At 43.8% G+C, this 20,515-nt stretch carries 21 protein-coding genes; 12 read left to right on the top strand and 9 right to left on the bottom strand.

Annotation, left to right across the window (positions count from 1 at the left end; all coding sequences use genetic code 11):
• Positions 1-215: 215 nt before the first annotated feature.
• The 6 genes from QQL60_RS03975 to QQL60_RS03950 all read left to right on the top strand — a co-directional run bounded on the left by QQL60_RS03975 (position 216) and on the right by QQL60_RS03950 (position 7,130).
• The gene (locus QQL60_RS03975; protein WP_284722485.1) at positions 216-1,751 is read left to right on the top strand and encodes a thymidine phosphorylase family protein; all 1,536 of its coding nucleotides are present in this window, start codon (positions 216-218) and stop codon (positions 1,749-1,751) included.
• Positions 1,748-2,644, top strand: a complete 897-nt coding sequence (locus QQL60_RS03970) for a ribose-phosphate diphosphokinase (protein WP_284722484.1) — start codon at positions 1,748-1,750, stop codon at positions 2,642-2,644. The genes QQL60_RS03975 and QQL60_RS03970 overlap by 4 nt, the downstream gene beginning before the upstream one ends.
• 33 nt (positions 2,645-2,677) lie before the next feature.
• Positions 2,678-5,311, top strand: coding sequence for a plasma-membrane proton-efflux P-type ATPase (locus QQL60_RS03965; RefSeq protein WP_284722483.1), 2,634 nt, complete (start codon positions 2,678-2,680; stop codon positions 5,309-5,311).
• The gene (locus QQL60_RS03960) at positions 5,308-6,111 is read left to right on the top strand and encodes a M90 family metallopeptidase (RefSeq protein ID WP_050797523.1); all 804 of its coding nucleotides are present in this window, start codon (positions 5,308-5,310) and stop codon (positions 6,109-6,111) included. Before QQL60_RS03965 ends, QQL60_RS03960 begins: the two co-directional genes overlap by 4 nt.
• 62 nt (positions 6,112-6,173) lie before the next feature.
• On the top strand, positions 6,174-6,587 hold the full coding sequence (locus QQL60_RS03955) for a DUF6782 family putative metallopeptidase (RefSeq protein ID WP_007145380.1): 414 nt from the start codon (positions 6,174-6,176) through the stop codon (positions 6,585-6,587).
• A gap of 153 nt (positions 6,588-6,740) precedes the next feature.
• Entirely contained in the window at positions 6,741-7,130 is a 390-nt protein-coding gene (locus tag QQL60_RS03950) for a hypothetical protein (RefSeq protein WP_007145381.1), read from the top strand.
• On the opposite strand, the gene cmoB is transcribed toward QQL60_RS03950, so the two are convergent.
• From cmoB to tsaB, 3 genes are read right to left on the bottom strand one after another with little or no spacing between them, the layout of a single operon-like run.
• On the bottom strand, positions 7,127-8,095 hold the full coding sequence (cmoB, locus tag QQL60_RS03945; protein ID WP_007145382.1) for a tRNA 5-methoxyuridine(34)/uridine 5-oxyacetic acid(34) synthase CmoB: 969 nt from the start codon (positions 8,093-8,095) through the stop codon (positions 7,127-7,129). The two genes, QQL60_RS03950 and cmoB, sit on opposite strands and share 4 nt — an antisense overlap.
• A complete protein-coding gene (gene cmoA / locus QQL60_RS03940) occupies positions 8,092-8,826 on the bottom strand; it encodes a carboxy-S-adenosyl-L-methionine synthase CmoA (RefSeq protein WP_007145383.1) in 735 nt (244 codons plus the stop codon). Before cmoA ends, cmoB begins: the two co-directional genes overlap by 4 nt.
• On the bottom strand, positions 8,826-9,509 hold the full coding sequence (gene tsaB / locus QQL60_RS03935) for a tRNA (adenosine(37)-N6)-threonylcarbamoyltransferase complex dimerization subunit type 1 TsaB (protein WP_007145384.1): 684 nt from the start codon (positions 9,507-9,509) through the stop codon (positions 8,826-8,828). Before tsaB ends, cmoA begins: the two co-directional genes overlap by 1 nt.
• 260 nt (positions 9,510-9,769) lie before the next feature.
• Between tsaB and QQL60_RS03930 the strand changes: the two genes are divergently transcribed.
• Positions 9,770-10,009, top strand: coding sequence for a hypothetical protein (locus QQL60_RS03930; protein WP_007145386.1), 240 nt, complete (start codon positions 9,770-9,772; stop codon positions 10,007-10,009).
• Between the two features lies 1 nt (position 10,010).
• On the opposite strand, the gene QQL60_RS03925 is transcribed toward QQL60_RS03930, so the two are convergent.
• The 6 genes from QQL60_RS03925 to QQL60_RS03900 all read right to left on the bottom strand — a co-directional run bounded on the left by QQL60_RS03925 (position 10,011) and on the right by QQL60_RS03900 (position 15,884).
• Positions 10,011-10,583, bottom strand: a complete 573-nt coding sequence (locus tag QQL60_RS03925; protein ID WP_007145387.1) for a YceI family protein — start codon at positions 10,581-10,583, stop codon at positions 10,011-10,013.
• 15 nt (positions 10,584-10,598) lie between these two features.
• Positions 10,599-11,144, bottom strand: coding sequence for a cytochrome b (locus QQL60_RS03920; RefSeq protein WP_007145388.1), 546 nt, complete (start codon positions 11,142-11,144; stop codon positions 10,599-10,601).
• A gap of 80 nt (positions 11,145-11,224) precedes the next feature.
• The gene (locus QQL60_RS03915; RefSeq protein ID WP_007145389.1) at positions 11,225-13,393 is read right to left on the bottom strand and encodes a YgiQ family radical SAM protein; all 2,169 of its coding nucleotides are present in this window, start codon (positions 13,391-13,393) and stop codon (positions 11,225-11,227) included.
• Between the two features lie 80 nt (positions 13,394-13,473).
• A complete protein-coding gene (locus tag QQL60_RS03910) occupies positions 13,474-14,031 on the bottom strand; it encodes a L,D-transpeptidase family protein (protein WP_007145390.1) in 558 nt (185 codons plus the stop codon).
• Between the two features lie 54 nt (positions 14,032-14,085).
• A complete protein-coding gene (locus QQL60_RS03905) occupies positions 14,086-14,895 on the bottom strand; it encodes a spermine/spermidine synthase domain-containing protein (RefSeq protein ID WP_284722482.1) in 810 nt (269 codons plus the stop codon).
• Positions 14,895-15,884 carry a DUF3530 family protein gene (locus tag QQL60_RS03900; RefSeq protein ID WP_284722481.1) on the bottom strand — a complete coding sequence of 330 codons (990 nt, stop codon included), beginning with the start codon at positions 15,882-15,884 and terminating at the stop codon, positions 14,895-14,897. The genes QQL60_RS03905 and QQL60_RS03900 overlap by 1 nt, the downstream gene beginning before the upstream one ends.
• Positions 15,885-16,021: 137 nt before the next feature.
• Here QQL60_RS03900 and rpe point away from each other — a divergent pair, with 137 nt between their 5' ends.
• The 5 genes from rpe to trpD are packed head-to-tail and all read left to right on the top strand — an operon-like array spanning position 16,022 to position 20,513.
• On the top strand, positions 16,022-16,714 hold the full coding sequence (gene rpe / locus QQL60_RS03895; RefSeq protein ID WP_284722480.1) for a ribulose-phosphate 3-epimerase: 693 nt from the start codon (positions 16,022-16,024) through the stop codon (positions 16,712-16,714).
• 7 nt (positions 16,715-16,721) lie between these two features.
• Positions 16,722-17,390, top strand: coding sequence for a phosphoglycolate phosphatase (locus QQL60_RS03890; protein WP_284722479.1), 669 nt, complete (start codon positions 16,722-16,724; stop codon positions 17,388-17,390).
• A gap of 9 nt (positions 17,391-17,399) precedes the next feature.
• Entirely contained in the window at positions 17,400-18,896 is a 1,497-nt protein-coding gene (gene trpE / locus QQL60_RS03885; RefSeq protein ID WP_284722478.1) for an anthranilate synthase component I, read from the top strand.
• Between the two features lie 15 nt (positions 18,897-18,911).
• Complete coding sequence (locus QQL60_RS03880; protein WP_284722477.1) at positions 18,912-19,490, top strand: anthranilate synthase component II; 579 nt, start codon at positions 18,912-18,914, stop codon at positions 19,488-19,490.
• A gap of 9 nt (positions 19,491-19,499) precedes the next feature.
• The gene (trpD, locus tag QQL60_RS03875; RefSeq protein WP_284722476.1) at positions 19,500-20,513 is read left to right on the top strand and encodes an anthranilate phosphoribosyltransferase; all 1,014 of its coding nucleotides are present in this window, start codon (positions 19,500-19,502) and stop codon (positions 20,511-20,513) included.
• Positions 20,514-20,515 lie beyond the last annotated feature (2 nt).

Genomic DNA, 20,515 nt, shown 5'->3' with positions numbered 1-20,515 from the left:
CTCTAATTTAGTATGGATGGTTTTCCCGGGATAGAGCCTCCGGCCTTAACTTTTAGCTGTCCAGCAATAGAAACTGCCTTTAAATCTTCAAAATTACAGCTTATCTCCTACTTATTCTGCTAAACCTGATATAGATCAGTTATACAGATAAATCAGATTGACCGACTCTGTTACGAACAATTAAGCTTGAACTAAGTTACTAGCTCGAGTCCAGCATGATTGATACATCGGAACTACCCACTTCCATCCCCTCCCTGAAATTAAAGTGTGTCGCTATCGATACCTACAAAGAAAACGTCGCTTATTTACATCGGAACTGTGGACTTTATCGTAGCGAAGGCTTTCAGGCGTTGAGTAAAATAGAAATCCACACGGCTAATAGCACTCAGCCTGTTATCGCCGTGCTCAATGTCGTTGATGATGCTTCTATTACTGATATCGATGAATTAGGTCTAAGTGAGCAAGTCTATGAACAATTAGGCATCCCGGAAGGCTCAGAAGTCTTTATTAATCATGCTACCCCGCCTGAATCACTGAAATCTGTTCATAAAAAAATAGCCGGTGAAAAACTCGATTATCAGCAGTATTTACATATTATTCAGGACATCGTGAATAACCGTTATTCGAAAATCGAAACAGCGGCGTTTATCGTAGGTTGTGCTGAAACAGGCATGGAGCGCGATGAAATATTGCATCTGACCCATGCCATGGTAGATACCGGTGAACGGATCGACTGGGGCGAAGATCTGGTCTGTGATAAACACTGTATTGGTGGTATCCCTGGCAATCGTACCACTATGTTACTCGTGCCCATCATTGCTGCTCACGGCATGTTGATGCCTAAAACATCCAGCCGGGCGATCACTTCACCTGCTGGTACCGCAGATACCATGGAAGTCTTAGCCAACGTCGATCTGTCTCTGCGACGTTTGCATGAAATCGTTAGTCAACAACGTGCCTTCCTGGCATGGGGCGGTACGGCAAAACTTGCGCCGGCTGATGATGTGTTGATTTCCGTTGAACGCCCGCTATCTATGGACTCAACCGGGCAAATGATCGCCTCGATACTTTCTAAGAAAATTGCTGCAGGCGCCACACATTTACTGATTGATATACCGATTGGGCCTTCAGCAAAAGTACATACCCATATGGAAGCGCTTAAGTTACGCAAACTGTTTGAGTATGTGGGTGACAATATGGGATTACATTTAGAAGTGGTCATCACCGATGGCAGTCAACCGATAGGTAGAGGCATCGGTCCTGTTTTAGAAACGCAGGATGTGATGAAAATTCTTGGGAATGAACCTAACGCCCCCATCGATTTAAAAGAGAAAGCCTTACAGTTGGCCGGCAGAATTATCGAATTTGATCCCGATGTCAGAGGCGGTCAAGGTTACGCTGTTGCCAGAGATATTCTTGAATCAGGCCGAGCACTCACAAAAATGAATGCCATTATCAATGCTCAGGGACGCAACAACACCCCCATACAGGTTGGCAAGCTCCAGTATGATATTTGTGCAGAAGACACGGGTATCGTAAAAGCGATTGATAATCTGAAAATTGCTTCCATTGCACGCTTGGCCGGTGCACCGATGGATAAAGGCGCAGGGATTTATTTACATAAAAAAGTCGGAGATAAAGTCAAAAAAGGTGAGGCATTATTTACCATTTATGCCGAGTTTAATGCTGATTTTACCTTTGCCAAAAATGCCGCACTCCTAGATAACAGCTACCAGATTGATAAACTATGAGCACAAAACTTCCCCTGCTAATTAGCTTTTCAGACTATCAGCAACAGGCCAAAGTCCTGGCTATGGTATGTGGAATACCATACGAAACCATTCAACTTCATCACTTTCCGGATGGTGAAAGCCAGTTAATCTTACCGGTCGACTTACCTGAAACAGTGATTGTTTGCAGAAGCCTCAACGACCCCAACAGTAAGTTGATTGAATTGATGCTGACGGCACAATCATTACGCCAGAATGGTGTAGAACGCATTATTCTGGTGGCACCTTATCTTTGCTATATGCGACAAGATAAAGCCTTTCATCCGGGAGAAGTCGTCAGTCAAACCATTATTGGTCGATTCCTGGCCGGTTTATTTGATGCTGTGATTACAGTAGACACGCATTTGCATCGCATCTCTGAACTACGCGAAGCCATTCCTATAGAAAATGCTGTTAATATCAATGCTACTCAGCCGATGGCAAACTTTATCGAGACCCGTTTTAACAATCCACTGTTATTAGGGCCTGATGGCGAATCAGAGCAATGGGTAAAAGAAATCGCGACACATTTTGGCTTTGATTATGCCGTAGCACAGAAACAACGTTTGGGTGATCATAAAGTGCTTGTCACTTTGCCTGAACGCGCCTATTCCGGACGCGATATTATTATTGTTGATGATGTGGCCAGTACCGGGAAAACACTGTTGGAAGCAGCTAAACAGCTGATGCCATATCAACCGGCCTCAGTCAGTATTCTGGTCAGTCATGCCTTGTTTATGGATGATGCAATAGAACAACTGAATGCGGCAGGCATCCAACATATCTATAGTTGTGACAGTATTCCACATCCGACCAATACAGTGAGCTTAGCCAATTTGCTCGCCAACGCTTTACAGGACGTCTTGCGCCACTAGCTTCAACACACCACATAAATGGAGGGTTAGAAATTGACATCGTTATTCCAAAAAGCCACGGACGATTTTTCCCTTCAGCCTGTTGATGACACTTTCCGTTTATTAAATGTTGATAGTAAAAATGGCCTGTCTGAAACCGATGTGCGGCAACGACAGATAGATTACGGTCTGAATCAAATCATCAATCAGGAAGAATCCACACTGCAGCGGATTTTGAAACGCTTCTGGGGCCCTATTCCCTGGATGATTGAAATTGCCGCCATATTATCTGCAGTCGTTGGTAAGTGGGGAGACTTCATCATTATCAGCGTCCTACTTGTTATCAATGCCGGGCTCGACTTTTTCCAGGAACATCGTGCCCTTAATGCCCTCAATGCCTTAAAAAGCCAGCTAGATACACAAGTGCGCGTATTACGTGATGGCAAGTTTCAATCAGTTCGCTCACAAGAACTCGTACCCGGCGATATTATTCGTCTGCGAATGGGAGATTTAGTCCCTGCTGATGTGCAATTAGTCACGGGTGACTATTTATCTATAGATGAATCCTCACTGACTGGCGAATCCTTACCTGTCAGCAAAAGAAGTACCGATGTTGCCTATGCCAACACCATCATTCGACAAGGCGAAATGGATGCCATTGTGGTCAATACCGGCCAGCAAACACGATTTAATAATGTTGTCAGTTTAGTTGCTTCGGCCTCCGAGAATGAACACAGCCACTTTCAAAAGATGGTGTTACAAATTGGTCACTTCTTGATTCTGTTATCTCTGGCAATGGTGACATTGATTGTTATCACAGGCTTATCGCGCCATGAAGATATGCTTGAATTGGCCCGCTTTGCCTTGGTGTTATTAGTCGCTGCAATTCCGGTTGCTTTACCGGCCGTTTTGTCTGTCACCATGGCTGTGGGTGCTTATAAGTTGGCAAAACACAAAGCCATCGTCACCAAATTAACCGCTATTGAAGAGCTGGCTGGCGTCGATATTTTTTGTTCCGATAAAACAGGCACGCTGACCAAAAATGAAATGCAGGTGATGGACATTCTGCCATTCAATGGCACCCGTGAGGCAGCACTTATGCGAGCGGCCGTTTTAGCATCACGCTCAGAAAATACGGACCCCATCGAAATTCCATTATTTCGCTACATCAAAGATAATTTTGCAGACAGTGACTGGTCACAATGGCAACAAACCCACTTCACTTCATTTGACCCAAGCCGAAAATTTACCTCAGCATCGGTCAATAAAGCTGACGAAAAAATGGAGGTGTTTAAAGGTGCACCACAAGTGATTATGGCCATGGTCACTAACCTTACCGATAACGATATCACGTCACTCAATCAACAAATTAATCTTCTTGCCAGTAAAGGTTATCGCACATTAGCTGTGGCTCAACAGCGTGAGAATCAACCACATGAGTTCCTTGGCCTCATTCCGCTCATCGATCCGCCCCGGGATGATTCAAAGCAAGTGATTGATGAAATGCGAGAGCGAGGTGTCGAAGTAAAAATGATCACTGGCGATAATATCGCTATCGCTCGTGAAATTGGTCATATGCTTGGGTTAAACAAACGTGCGGTTCAGTCCAAACAAATCACCGGCAAGTCTGGACAGGAAATTAAAGAACTCGCATCCGGTCTGGCTCAGGCGATATATAAACGACTCAATCCGGACGTGTCATTCAAACAGGCAAAACAGTTTGCTGATGAGGTAATGACCGATCTGGAAAGCATTTACGATACCAGCTTATTAGAAACAGAGTTTATTCACACACACGAGTCTGCTCTGCTCGACATGCTGGAATCCATCGAAATTTTTGCCGAGGTCTTGCCAGAAGATAAATACATGATCGTCGAAGCTTTACAAAAATCAGATCATATTGTTGGCATGACGGGTGATGGCGTGAATGATGCGCCGGCACTGAGAAAAGCAGATTGCGGTTTTGCCGTATCCAATGCCACAGATGCAGCAAGAGCAGCAGCAGATATTATTCTCACCGCACCGGGCCTATCCGTCATTAATCAGGCCATAGAACAGGCACGCTTTACCTTTGAACGCATGAAAAGCTACGCGACATTCCGTATCGCAGAAACGATTCGTATCATTTTGTTCATGACCTTGAGCATTCTGCTATTCGAGTTTTACCCTATCACTGCCTTAATGATTATTTTATTGGCACTGCTCAATGATCTGCCTATTCTGACCATTGCTTACGATAATACCTATCAGTCGCCCACACCAGTGAGGTGGAATATGCATGAATTATTTATTATTTCATCTGCGCTTGGGCTTGCTGGTGTTTGTGCGTCTTTTTTACTGTATTTATTCCTGCGCGAACAGAATTTAGATAACGATACAATACAAACCCTTATCTTTCTGAAACTGCTTATTGCTGGTCACAGTACGATTTTTGTCACACGCAATAATGGTTGGTTCTGGCAAAAGCCTTGGCCATCTCCCCTATTATTAGCCGCGACATTGGGCACTGAAATTCTCGGTACCTTGATGGCAGTGAACGGCATCTTTATTACCGCTGTAAGTTGGCAATATGCCGGATTTATGTGGTTATATGCCTTAGTCTGGTTTGTTATCGATAATGCCATCAAAATCGGTATTCAACACTCGCTATTTAATCACTCCCCAACTAAAACAAAACTCACTGCATGAATATTATTCGTAAATGGCGCACACTCAGAGTACTAAAACACTATCCGATACCCTTTGATTTGTGGCTTGCAGTCACTAAGCATTTACCCCTTATACAGGCAAGATCCGTATCCGAACGTGCCCGCATACGTTTGTTGGCCACACTGTTTATTCATAAAAAGACATTTACCGGGGCTGCAGGGTTAACGGTCACACCAGAAATGGCCGTCACTGTTGCTGCCCAGGCCTGTGTAGCTATCTTGCATTTAGGACTCAATACTTACGATGGTTGGATAGAAGTCATTCTCTACCCGGGCGCATTTCAGATTAAACGCGATGTGACAGATGAAAATGGCGTCGTTCATAGACAAACACAGGGCTTAAGTGGCGAGTCATGGTCACGGGGTCCCGTCATTTTTTCCTGGCAAGACATCAAACATGACAGTCAGCAACCCTACCGAGGTCATCATGTTGTTATTCATGAATTCGCTCATAAATTAGATATGTTGTCTGGTCGGGCTAATGGTATGCCGCCATTACACCCGGATATGTCGTTACCGGAATGGACTGAGACATTAACTGCTGCCTGGCAGGGTTTATTACGTGACTTGGCGGCACATAAACACACCTATCTGGATCCTTATGCTGCGACTAATCCGGCTGAATTTTTTGCGGTATTAAGTGAATACTTTTTTACTATGCCAGAAGCGTTGAAACAACATAATGCCCTTTTATTTAAGCAGTTAGAGGCTTATTACCGACAATCACCACCCGATTTAGAAGAATTTCATAATAGACAGCATGCATCAGCTAATGAATGAATAACAGAAACTGTTTCTAAAAGCGCTAGTCGTATATTTAACATGCTGACAAGGACGATGTTATGCAAGAAATTATTGGAACACTACTGTTAATGGCCGTTAACTTTAGTCAGTATGATATGCCAGAACAACACCCCTTAATTGAAGCCGTTAATCATCAGCAGTTAATAGATACTTTATGTGAGGGTAAAGAATGTAATGCTCTGGCTTATTATGACGATAAAAAAAATACGATTTTTTATGATGATAAGCTGACTAAAGATAGCATGATTGCTCAAGGATATATCGTTCATGAAATGGTGCATTTCCTTCAATATCAGCATGATGCCGTTATTGAAGAGCCAGACTGCAAACAACGAATGCTACTCGAACGTGAAGCCTACCAGGTTCAGCAACGTTTTTTACGTTCTCATCACATAATGACCTATGATGTGGATATGGCCATTCGTTTATTAAGTGGCGTTTGCAGTCGCTGATAATGAGATGACAGTTGTTATAAACAATTTGATAGGGATATACTCGGCTTTTTAAGAAATTAACCCTGTTATTTATAAATTGTATTAACTCCATACCAACGAGTTAATCGCTCATGTTTAAATAACGTTTTTCTACTCCAGTTACGGATGTCTATGTTTTCTAACAAACGGCTCTATTTATTAGGCATAGTCAGTATCAGCCTGGTGAGCATAGTTACCAGCACAGAAGCGTCGTTAGATTTGTTAGCAGGTGTCGAGGCCGGTATTGATACCGACACGGCGATGACAACACATGACCTGCAACAAACACAGAAAATTCTGTCGACAGAAACCATTGGTAAAAGCCACTTTTGGAAAAATGAAGTGACTGGCACAGCTTATGAAATCATCATTGACCATCATTACTCGTATGGTCACTACCCATGTCTGGCCTATGATCTTGTCATCAAAAAAGACGATCAAACTGAGACAAAATCATTGGATGCCTGCAAAAACAGCAATGGCCAATGGATATCCATCACCTCAGGTGCTACAGCCCTCTAAGGTGCTTTAGCGATAAATACACCACGTTTGGGAGCCTGATACCCTTCTATTGTTTTTGTAAGATCATTCGGGTCAAGAAAGTCTTTCAGTGACTCAAATGTCATCCATTCAGTGCTTCGTTGCTCATCGAGTGACGTGACATTTTCATCGACGCAACGCACCTCTTTAAAACCGCATTTTTTTAACCACACCATCATGGTCTCGCTACTGGGGATGAACCAGACATTTCGCATCTTGGCATAACGTGACTCTGGAATCAGACTCATGCCCTCAGGGCCATCAATAATCAGCGTTTCCAACACCAACTCACCACCCGGCTTCAGGCAATCACGTAACTCCATAAGATGAGTTAACGGGGAGCGCCGGTGATATAACACCCCCATGGAAAATACGGTATCAAACCAGGCCAGTTTTTCCGGCATATGCTCTATACCGATAGGAACAACGAAGTGTTTATTATTGGCGATATAACGTTGCATGACATGATATTGCATGGTGAAAACCAGCGTTGGATCAATGCCCATGACAAACTCAGCCCCCTCGCCTAACATTCTCCAGCCGTGATAACCATTGCCACCACCCACATCTAATACGCGTCGGCCAGCTAATGGACTGATATGCGGTAATACCCTGTCCCATTTCCAGTCAGATCGCCACTCCGTATTAATGTGAATATCAAAAAACTGATAAGGACCTTTACGCCAGGGATGAAACGCTTTCAAACAAGTTTTCAGCTCGTCAACATCAACGCCATTCAAATCTTTTTGCTGACCGATTCTGACTTCTGACTGTAACTCGACCTGACTGGGCGTGATCATCGGTAATGCTGCAAGTGCGTCTTGCCATAAAGGCATTTTGCCGTGCGTTTCTTCAGCTAATTTCTGATTGATTTGTTGTTCTAATGTCTGACGCCAACCCTGTAATCCAGCGGCATCGAGATATTCATATAAAGGCTGGTATATCACTTTATGGCAACCATCGAGACAAAGTTAAAACATTGATACCATTTTTCAGTAAAACCAAATCCGGCAGCACGTAAACGCTGCTGATGTTGTTCTAGTGACTCAGGTATTAACACATTTTCAAGGGCTGTTCTTTTCTGACTAATTTCCATATCGCTATACCCATTCGCCCGCTTGAAATCATGATGGGCATCAATATGAAACTGGTTAATGTTGGTATCAGCAAATGCCAATTTCTCTGACAGAATTAATATGCCACCGGGTTTTAAACCCTTATAAATTTGATTGATTAATGTCTGGCGTTGCGCCAATGGAATAAACTGTAAGGTGAAATTCATTACCACTACGGAAGCATTTTCAATGACCGTATCAGCGATATCTTCACAAACCAGTTGAACACCAATATCAGAGGCCTTGTCGGCCAGCAATATGTGATGTGCTTTTTCAATCATGGCAGGCGAGTTATCAACGGCAATAATCTGGCAATTCTGTTTTTTTATCCGCTGCCGCATCGATAAAGTCACGGCACCAAGTGAACAGCCCAAATCATAACAATGGCTATTATCTACAGCATACTTTGCCGCAAGAATGCCGATGTTAGATATCAGTGTTGCATAGCCAGGTACCGAACGCTGAATCATATCAGGGAAGACATCGACCACTTTTTCATCAAAACGGAAATCCACCATTTGTTCTAATGGTGCAGCGTAGATAGTGTCTTGCTTTTTCACCATCACTGTTCACCTTTTTTCTTGGCGACATTATCGCGAAGGTAAACGGGCATAGCCTGTTCCGCAGCTAAAGTATGACCATTTTCAATCTGCTTTACAGCCAGTTTTGCAATGGCAGCAGCTGTCGGTAACAGCTGATTATCCATGCCATGAATTTGACCGGAGAACTTTGTTGTCATAGACGTTTCATACTCTTTCCAACCACTACCGGCAGCAAAAAAAGATGAATCATTGTCCAAGCAAATCAGCTCAGGCAAACATACTCTTTCCTCTCCTGTTAACTCAGCCAGACCATCAACAGATTGATATGTAGCGCTGTAGACTTCCTGCATACGTGCATCCATTGCCACGGCAATATAATTAGCACCATGTTCATCAATTGCACGCTGCGCGACGGCGGCTAAGGTTGAAACGGGTACGACTGGCAATTTAGACGCAAAAGCAATTCCCTGAGCGACACTGACACCAACGCGAACGCCGGTAAATGAACCAGGCCCGCGGCCAAAAGCAATACAATCCATATCAGCAAGGCCACAATCCGCCTGGGACAAAATCTCATCCAGCATACCTAGTATTTTTTCTGAATGACCTCGTTGAGTTAGAAGCGATTGTTCAAACAGTTCACCATTTTTTAAGATGGCGACAGAACACATTTCTGTGCAGGTATCGAGTGCGAGAATATTCATAGGTGCTTAATTAGCCGGTCATTTGAGTGTCACAATCGCGCATTATAATGCATACAATCAGATTCAACGGAGTAAATCATGGCTTTATTCATTGATGCGATTTATGTATTACGCGAAATTGGCAAACTGATATTTGTCATCGTCACCTCCCCGTTTGCCTTTGTTGCTGGCTTGTTGACGCTTATCGGAAGCAACTAGAATTTTCATTCAATTCAATCTGTTATAGCATAGCTATTGTCAAACTTTTCTGGAGGTTGGCAATGGCTATACAACATTTACAAGCATTGGAATTGGCCGCACAAGGCGATTGGAACGGTGCTCACAGACTCATTCAAAACTATGAAGATAGTTTTGCCTGCATGATTCATGGTTATCTTCATTATGTTGAAGGCGACAAAGGAAATGCTGCTTACTGGTACCAACGCGCGGGACGTTCTGTACCAGCAAGCAGCTTATCTGAAGAATTTGACAGGCTTTATAACCTCGCCAAACAAATCTGACTTATTGTTTAATGCCTTCAATCGACAAAGTTAAATACACTACCTGTGATGATGGACCTAACATATCAACATTAATGCCGTAGTCAGAAATAGTAAATTCAGTTTCACCAACAAAACCGGCACGGTAACCACCCCATGGATCGGCGCCTTCTCCTACTTTTTGGACAGGGAAGCTCAATTCATGGGTCACGCCGTGTAAGGTAAAGTCACCCGTGACCATTAAACTGCCATCATCCTGCTGTTTAAATGAAGTAGATTTGAAGCTGGCCTTAGGAAATTTATCCGTTTCCAGAAAGCGTTCACGTAGATGTTTATCACGCTCGGCAAAGTTAGTATCAACACTGGTCACATCAATATCTACATCCACTTTTGATGCTTCCGGTTTTTCTGCATCATAAGAAAACGTGCCAGAAAAATCATTAAAACGTCCACTCATCCAGCTGTAGCCTAAATGCTGAATACGGAAATCAATAAAAGCGTGGGCTTTTTCAGTATCAATCACATAATCTGCCGCATAAGCAGGCATTATCGCTGACAATCCTAATAGTGATGTTGCTAAAAGCGTCTGTCTCATTTTTTTCTCCTGGTTTTATTTGATGCCAAGCATCTGCTTGAGCGTTGAGTCTCTATCGATAAAGTGATGTTTAATTGCAGCCAGAGCATGGACTGTTGCCATCGCAATCAGAAAATACGCAGCCCATAAATGAATTGCCCCCGCCGGATCTACCCAAGCGGGTTTGTTTGAAATGATTGCGGGAATCGTGAACCAATCAAAAACAGAGAGGCCATCACCTTTAGCTGTGACCATGACATAGCCACTGATAACAATAATCAACGCCACGATATTCATGGCTTGATGTGTAATTTTTGCAACGAGATGTTGCCAATAAGGAATAGAGGAAATGGCAGCAGGAGGCTGACGAAACAGGCTCCAAGCCCAGCGCGAAACAATCAGTATGGCCGTTACAACGCCAATACCTTTATGCCACCAGGGAGCCTGATAATACCAATCATCGTAGTAACCAAGATCGACCATCCACAGGCCAGATGCAAACAGGCCAATAATAAAAACTGCGACTAGCCAATGAAGAAAAATCGATAAAAAGTCATAACGAGAACTCTGCTTCGATTTCATTAATGTCCCTATTAAAAATTGGTGATAGGCACATTGACCACGGTCAATTAAAAATGTTTCTCAAATAATAATATTTTTTATTAGCGCTGACGTCTTTTGGCTTTGACTTTGGTTTTTCCCGGTCTTGTATGCTGAGTGCGAAAACTTTGTACATTTTTTGCCTTACGCGTAACACGGCGGCCTTCACCATTTTCTCCGGTGCCAGCAGGCTGCCAACTGGGGATCAAATGTTTTTTGCCATTACCGATCAAATCTGCACGCCCCATGTTTTTTAATGCTTCACGTAACATTGGCCAGTTTTCAGGATCGTGATAACGAAGAAAAGCTTTGTGCAATCGACGCACTTTCAACCCTTTCGGGACTTCAATATCACCACCGTTACGTCTTACTTTATGCAAGGTGTTCTTGCCCGAGTGATACATGGCCGCAGCGGCTGACATTGGCGAAGGTAAATAGGCCTGAACCTGATCGGCTCTAAAACCATTGCGTTTCAACCAAAGTGCCAGATTCATCATATCCTTATCCGTTGTGCCTGGATGTGCAGCGATAAAATATGGAATCAAATACTGCTCTTTACCTGCTTCTTTCGAATATTTATCAAACATCTGTTTGAATTTATCGTAAGTGCCGATGCCGGGTTTCATCATTTGTTGCAGCGGACCTTCTTCAGTATGCTCCGGTGCAATTTTGAGATAGCCGCCCACATGATGCGTCACCAACTCTTTGACATACTCTGGTGATAAAACCGCCAGGTCATATCGCAAACCTGAAGCAATCAAAATCTTTTTAATGCCGGGTAATGATCTGGCGCGCTTGTATAGACTAATCAAAGGCGTGTGATCAGTATTCAGATTTTTACACACGCCCGGGAATACACACGACAAACGACGACAACTAGCCTCAATTTGAGGATCATTACAGGCTAGACGATACATATTGGCCGTTGGACCACCCAAATCAGAAATCACACCGGTAAAACCGGGTGTTGTATCACGGATCGCTTCTACTTCTCTGATGATGGAGTCTTCAGAACGACTCTGAATAATACGTCCTTCATGTTCGGTAATAGAACAGAATGTACAGCCACCAAAACAGCCGCGCATGATGTTGACGGAAAAACGGATCATATCGTAGGCGGGAATGGTCATCTTGCCATAACCACTATGCGGTACACGGCTATAAGGTAAATCAAACACAGCATCCATTTCGGCTGTGGTTAACGGTATCGGCGGTGGGTTTAACCAGACATCCTGATTGCCATGTTGCTGTACTAGAGCCAGCGCGTTACCGGGGTTGGTTTCCAGATGCAAAATACGTGAAGTATGGGCATAGGTAACCGGATCATCTTTCACTGCATTGTAGGCAGGCAACCGTATTACAGTACGTTCAGCATTTCGCGGTGAAACCCGATGAATTTTAATAACATTGGTATTTTCAGCCGGTTTATTTTGTTCTGTTTTGGCTTTTTCATCTGCACAACTTTCTTCAGTTTGCATCTGATAAGGATCAATAGGCGGATTGAGTTTCCCCGGAGTATCCACCAAAGTAGAATCTTTCTCCCACCAGCCCGGACGCTGTTCATGCTTTTTGGTATAGGCGGTGCCACGAATGTCGGTCAAATCACTGACAGGTTCACCTGCAGCGAGACGATGAGCAATTTCCACCACTTGTCTTTCGCCATTGCCGTAAACCAAAAGATCAGCTTTAGAATCCATAATGACACTGCGGCGGACTTTCTCAGACCAGTAGTCATAATGGGCAATACGGCGCAAGCTGGCTTCAATACCACCGATAATCACGGGCACGCCTTTGTAGGCTTCCTGACAACGTTGGCTGTAAACCACGACGCTTCTATCAGGTCGTTTTCCGCCTGAACCACCTGCGGTGTATGCATCATTACTGCGTATCTTACGGTCAGAAGTATAACGGTTGACCATAGAATCCATATTACCGCCAGTGACGCCAAAGAACAGATTCGGTTTACCTAGTTTGGTGAAATCGTCGGTGCCGGTCCAATCGGGCTGAGAAATAATACCAACGCGAAAACCATGTGATTCTAATAAACGCCCTATCAGCGCCATACCAAAACTCGGATGGTCTACATAGGCGTCACCCGTCACAATGATAATGTCACAAGAGTCCCAGCCCAGCGCATCCATTTCCTCTCGGGTCATAGGTAATTCGGGCGCGATACCAAAACGGTGTGCCCAGAATTTACGGTAGGAAAACAGATCAGGCGCGGATTGCATGTGGACCCCAGAAGAATAAAAGCGATAAACGTTGATATTCTAGCAAATTCAGATGCATATCCGACAATTTTAATCAGGTTTTATTCCATGATTTTGACTTCTGTGCCCACGCCGACAAACTTCAATATCTCATCAATTTCTTTATTTCTGAGCGCAATACAGCCTTGAGTCCAGTTCGCCATCTGATGAATCTCAAGTTTGTCTTTGGTTTCAACACCAATGCCATGAATACCGATCACACCACCGAGCGCAGTATTTTGTGGCGGAATACCACCAAAAATATGCGCATCAAGAATTCTGCGATATTGCGATTTTTTAATATGTCCGGCTTTCAAACCATTGATCGCATCCCTGACACTGGGATAGTCAAGTTGTAAAAACAAATGGAATCGGTCACTGTCTTTAATATCAACGATATGATAAATACCCATTGGCGTGCGCCGATCGCCTTCCATCTGTTTTGCTTTTCTGCCACCACTACCTATTGCGGCATGATATGAACGAATGACTTTATCGTTTTTTTCAATCAGTAATTTGTTTTCAGATCGTTTAATCACAATCTTGTATGCATCATCAGCCCAGCTCACTTGTTGATATAAAAACAGAGTCAACAATACCGGCAAAACCCACTTGTTCATGAAACCTCTATACGCTAATGACTGACTGATAACCCCTCTCACACAAAGCCAATATTAAATCGCGAATAAACGATGAATAAAGTTTCGGTTTTGTCTGATGAGATTTTGTAATGATCGTGGTAAGTTAATTTGATACACCATTTCTAAACTATTGACTTGCTGGCGCAATTTTTTCAGATACGCATTTTCCACATTAAACTTGGTGGCTAAAGCAATGACATTGCCCTTATTCTCAACCGGCAGAATCATAGCACGCTGTTGAAAGCTCTCATTAATTCTTTCCATGGTTGAGTTAAACAAGGCACGTTCACTTCCCCACAGATTAATACTTAACACACCATTGTCTGTCAGAATGCCTGAACAGGCATCAAAAAAAGCCTGAACGCCAACACTGGCTGCCATGCCATTTTGATCATAGGCATCAACCAGAATCAGATCATAGCTAAAATCCGTTTGATAAAAACATTGATTGACATAAAGATAACCATCACCAAGGTTGATATTTAAGTTGGGGTTATCAATCGGAACCTGGAAAAAAGACTGTGCCACATCCACAACGTCGCGACGATATTCCACGACATCGACATAACAATCAGGGAAATGGTGCAATAGAAACTTGACCAATGAACCGCCACCCAGCCCGATAACTAAGACTCGTTGAGGATTGGGATTCAGTAACAAACACCCCATCATTGCTTGTGTGTAACTCAGCTCCAGATAGTGCGGCTGATTAAGCCGCATTGAACTCTGTCTGGGAAAAGTCCCAAAATGCAAGGAGCGGATATTGCCACTGTCTACCACCTCAATTAAACCATCATCAGATACGGCTTGATGGATGAGACTGCCATCACCATAAATGCGCATTAAGCATCATCCTCGGCGATAAAGTGTTTGTGTAGCCAACCACGAACGATGCCAAGAACATTGGCTTCAGCGCCATAGAAGCTGGGACTGATCGTGATGATTTTTCGTTGTTCATAATTGTTCACATTGGCTTTTCTCATATTCGCTTTGCGTTGAACCGCTTTTATATCTGTTTGTAATGGTCTCTCAGCTATCAGATCGAGTATTACTTTTACTTTAGGTGGTTCAGTCAACTCAATATCCGTATTAATCCACACGATGCCTACCTCACCGCTTGCCATTGAAAAACTCTCATTTGCCAGATTGGCTGCTTCACCAAACCCAATAATGGCCGTCGGTCCATCCTGTTTTTCTGCCAGATAACTCATAGCTGCAGCAATGCGTGCTTCATTACTGACTATATAAGGTGTGTTCTCAGTGTCTGATTGTTCACCATCACCTTCAGCAGTTTGGTTCTCTGCGTCGTCTGCTGCTGCCTCTGTCGGCTCCTCACTCTGTTCTGTTGCTGTTTCAGTTTCTGCCGCTGCTGGCTGCTCTGCATCATCGCTATCGTCAGAACTCGTATTAGCAGCATCAGTGTCAGTTGTTTTTTCTGAATTCGATGTTGCGAGGTACAGATTAGGAGTGAGTTCATAGTGTAAAGCGACTGTCATGGTTGACCAGCCAGCTTTGCTTAAGCCCATCCTGAGGGTGCGAACAATGCCATCGCTATCGATATCCTGACCACGTCCGTGCAGAATCAATACTTTCCCTGCTGATTTACCCAGACTATCCGGCATGTATGTGGCATCTATCGATTGCTCACTGACGGTCAGCGCAACATAGCCTTCCACATTACCCTGCTCACGTAACATAATCGGTGAATTTTCTTCGGCGACCGTCTCATTATTATCAGCCCCGGCAGGGGTTTCTGTTTCATCAGCAGCTTGGGCGTGAGCCAGATAAACTGTCATTAACAACAAAGCGATAAATTTCAACCGTTTTCGCAAGTCTAACTCCATCTCATTATTTTCAGGTCCAGTATAATCTCAGCCTATTGATTTCAAAAGCTGAAAAAAGAAAGCCGATACGGTAAAGTATCAGGTTTACATCACGTTTTTATTATTCGATTTTAAGAGAGACAATCATGGCTGAATTCAAAATTGCCCCTTCAATCCTGTCTGCAGACTTTGCTCGTTTGGGTGAAGAAGTAGATAACGTTCTTGCTTCAGGTGCGGATATTGTGCACTTTGACGTAATGGATAACCACTATGTACCGAACCTGACAATTGGTCCATTGGTATGTGATGCACTGCGCAAACATGGTGTCACCCATGAAATTGACGTGCATTTAATGGTCAAACCCGTTGATCGCATCATCCCTGACTTTGCTCAAGCTGGCGCAACATTTATTACTTTCCATCCAGAAGCCTCAGAACATATTGACCGTAGTCTGCAATTAGTGAAAGCCGAAGGTTGTAAAACCGGTTTAGTATTTAATCCAGCCACACCACTTTCTCTAGCTGAACACGTTTTAGATAAAGTAGATCGTATTCTGCTGATGTCAGTTAACCCTGGCTTTGGCGGTCAGAAATTCATTCCTCATACGCTGGAAAAACTACGTCAAGCACGCAAAATGATTGATGAAAGTGGTTACGACATTGATTTAGAAATCGATGGTGGCGTTAACGTCAATAACATCCGTGAAATCGCTGAAGCAGGTGCGCGTACCTTTGTGGCTGGTTCTGCTGTATTTGGTGCAGCAAAAGATAGTGATCCTAACCGCTATGAAACAGTGATTGCTGCGCTGCGTGAGGAATTAGCTAAAGCAAACGTTTAATCGCTCAATGAAGTTAGATTTACCTGAGGTTGTTTTTATTGACCTTGATGGCACGCTGGTTGACAGCGTGCCAGATCTAACTTGTGCAACCAATCACATGCTCAGCAGTCTAGGATTGGCAAAAGCAAGCGAAGCTGACGTCAGAAGTTGGGTAGGTAATGGCATTCCCCGACTTATTGAACGAGCACTAACAGGCGAAATGCAACAAAAAGCAGAAACAGCATTACTGCAAAAAGCATTGCCTCTATTCTTAGATTATTATCAGCAGTTCCCCTGTGAAAGCAGTCAGGTTTACCCAGATGTATTCACAGGACTGTCCTGGCTTAAAAAGAAGCAGATTAAACTAGCTTGTGTCACTAACAAGGATGAAACGTTTACTCTGCCTTTGCTTGAAAAGCTTGGTCTGAAAGATTATTTTGACCTTGTGGTGAGTGGTGATACAACGCCACATAAAAAACCACATCCGGCACCATTACTGTATGGTGTTGATTACTTTCGGATTACCTCCGAAAAGGCATTAATGATCGGCGACTCCGTCAATGACGTAAAAGCAGCTAGAGCTGCTGGACTTGCCATTATATGCGTGAGCTACGGTTACAATCACGGTCAGCCAATTTCTGCAGCTGCACCCAATACCGTAATAGATACTTTTGCAGAGCTGGAAAGCTTATTTTAGAAAGAAGCAATGAAACAGTCAGAATTTGATCAACTTGCCACAGAAGGCTACAACCGCATCCCCTTATCAAGGGAAGTTTTAGCAGACTTAGATACACCATTAAGTGCTTATCTCAAATTGGCTGATGCGCCCTATTCCTACCTGTTTGAATCTGTTCAGGGTGGTGAAAAATGGGGTCGTTACTCGATGATTGGCTTACCTTGCCACACAATTGTTCGCGTTCATGATAAAGACATTGTGGTGGAACTGGATGGGCAAGTTGTTGAAACAGCACAAGCCGACGATCCTCTGGCATGGATAGAACAATTCCAGACACGCTATCGTGTTGCAGAAATCGATTCATTACCCAAATTTAATGGTGGTCTTGTCGGTTATTTTGGCTATGACACTGTACGTTATGTTGAATCACGACTAGGTAATGCACCGGACTCCGATCCGCTCGAATGTCCAGATATTCTCTTAATGGTGTCAGACGAGTTAGTCGTGTTTGACAATCTAAGTGGTCGATTGCATTTGATTGTTCACGCAGACCCAAATACAGAAAATGCCTACCGTCAGGCACAACAACGTCTGGACGAGTTAACACAAACGTTGCGTCAGACAGCGATGGACTTCCATCAGAATAAAGCCCATAAACAAGTCAATGAAGAAGACTTTCAGTCTGGCTTTACTGAGAAAGGCTTTACTGATGCTGTCGAAAAGGCAAAACAATACATTAATGACGGCGATATCATGCAAGTGGTGTTGTCTCAGCGCCTGACCATTCCTTACAGTGCGCCTCCGATTGATTTATACCGAGCCTTAAGAACCCTTAACCCTTCACCTTATATGTACTACTTGAATCTTGGTGAGTTTTTTGTGGTGGGTTCATCACCTGAGATTTTGGTTCGCATGGAAGATCAGGAAGTCACTGTTCGTCCGATTGCCGGCACCCGTCCTCGTGGTAAAAACGAAGAAGAAGACATTGCCTTAGAGCAGGATTTATTATCAGATCCTAAAGAGCTTGCTGAGCACTTGATGTTGATTGACCTCGGTCGTAATGATGTTGGCAGAGTCAGTAAAACCGGTACAGTTGAACTCACCGATAAAATGGTCATTGAGCGCTATTCTCATGTCATGCACATTGTGTCTAATGTCACCGGTCAAGTGGTAGACAATATGTCAGCCATTGACGCTTTAAGAGCGACCTTCCCCGCTGGCACAGTGAGTGGTGCTCCTAAAGTACGTGCAATGGAAATTATCGACGAATTAGAACCGGTCAAACGCGGCGTTTATGCTGGTGCAGTTGGCTATTTATCTTGGTCTGGCAATATGGATACGGCCATAGCCATACGCACAGCAGTTATAAAAAATGATCTGCTGCATATCCAGGCGGGTGCCGGTATTGTTTATGACTCCGTGCCGGAAATGGAATGGAAAGAAACGATGAATAAGGCCCGCGCGATCTTTCGTGCTGTTGCCATGGCGGAAGCAGGATTGGAAGCCAATCCTCATGCAGAAAGCTAACCTAGGACTAGATACATGCTGTTAATGATTGATAATTATGACTCTTTTACCTACAACCTGGTGCAATATTTTGCTGAGCTCGGGGAAGACGTCGCCGTTCATCGTAACGATAAAATTACCATTGCTGACATTGAAGCAATGAACCCTGACAAAATTGTTCTATCACCAGGTCCATGTACACCAAATGAAGCTGGTATATCCATGGAAGTTATCAAGCATTTCGCCGGCAAAAAACCAATGCTGGGTGTCTGCTTGGGTCATCAAGCCATTGGACAGGTGTTTGGTGGTGAAGTGATTCATGCCAGCCAAATAATGCATGGGAAAACGTCTAAGGTGTATCACAACAATACGAGTGTATTTAAAGGCCTGAATAACCCTTTAGAAGCCACACGTTATCACTCCTTGGTTGTGAGCAAATATAACTTGCCGGATTGTTTCAATATTACCGCCTGGACCCAAACGGAAGATGGTGAGCTGGATGAAATCATGGGCATTGAACATAAAACGCTGCCAATAGAAGGTGTGCAATTTCATCCAGAATCTATTCTGACCGAACAAGGTCACGAATTACTGAATAACTTTCTGCAAAGATAAGGGCCTTTCATGGATATACAGGCAGCGATCAAGCAGCTCATCCTGCGCCAAGATTTTAGCCACGACCAAATGACTGACGTCATGAATCAAATCATGACCGGTAATGCCACACCAGCACAAATTGGTGGTTTTTTAATTGGTCTGCAAATGAAAGGTGAAACGGTCACAGAAATTGCAGCAGCGGCCGAAGTGATGCGAAGTCTGGCGACCCCTGTTCATATCAAGGGCAAACATGTTGTTGATACCTGCGGTACCGGTGGTGATGGTGCCAGTACCTTTAATGTTTCTACAGCTAGTGCCTTTGTTGCTGCAGCAGCGGGTTGTCAGGTGGCCAAACATGGAAACCGTTCCATCAGTAGTAGTTCGGGTAGTGCCGATGTGCTTGAAGCCGCTGGCGTTAACTTAGAGCTTAGTCCGGAACAGGTAAAACACTGTATCGAAACAGTAGGTGTCGGTTTTATGTTTGCTCAAAAACATCATGGCGCCATGAAACATGCGATTGGACCGCGTCGTGAGATGGGTGTCAGAACTATCTTTAACCTACTTGGCCCGCTCACCAACCCTGCTCAAGCCGCTCATCAGGTCTTAGGTGTGTTTGATAAAAAATGGGTAAAACCGATGGCTGAAGTGTTACAAAAACTCGGCAGCCAACATGTTTTAGTGGTTCATGCTGAAGATGGTCTTGATGAAATCAGTATCGGTGCTGAAACCCATGTCGCTGAGCTCAAAGAGGGTAAAGTGACGACCTACACGATTAAACCGGAAGATTTTGGTCTTCAACAGAATACGATTGAAACCTTAACGGTCAGCAATGCACAGGATAGCCTATCGCTGATCAAAGAAGTCTTCGACGGCAAACCCGGTCCTGCGCGTGATATTGTTGTGTTAAATGCTGGTGCAGCAATTTATGCAGCTGATATCACTGTTTCACTCGCAGAAGGAATTGCTATGGCAGCAGAGCTTATCGACTCGGGTGCCGCTACTCAAAAATTAAATGCCCTTATTGTTACAAGCCGAACTTAATA

Origin of the sequence: Methylophaga thalassica (assembly GCF_030159795.1) — a bacterium.
GTDB lineage: Bacteria > Pseudomonadota > Gammaproteobacteria > Nitrosococcales > Methylophagaceae > Methylophaga > Methylophaga thalassica.
The sequence above is the reverse complement of the archived record's forward strand: the minus strand, read 5'-3'. Positions and strand labels throughout refer to the sequence as shown.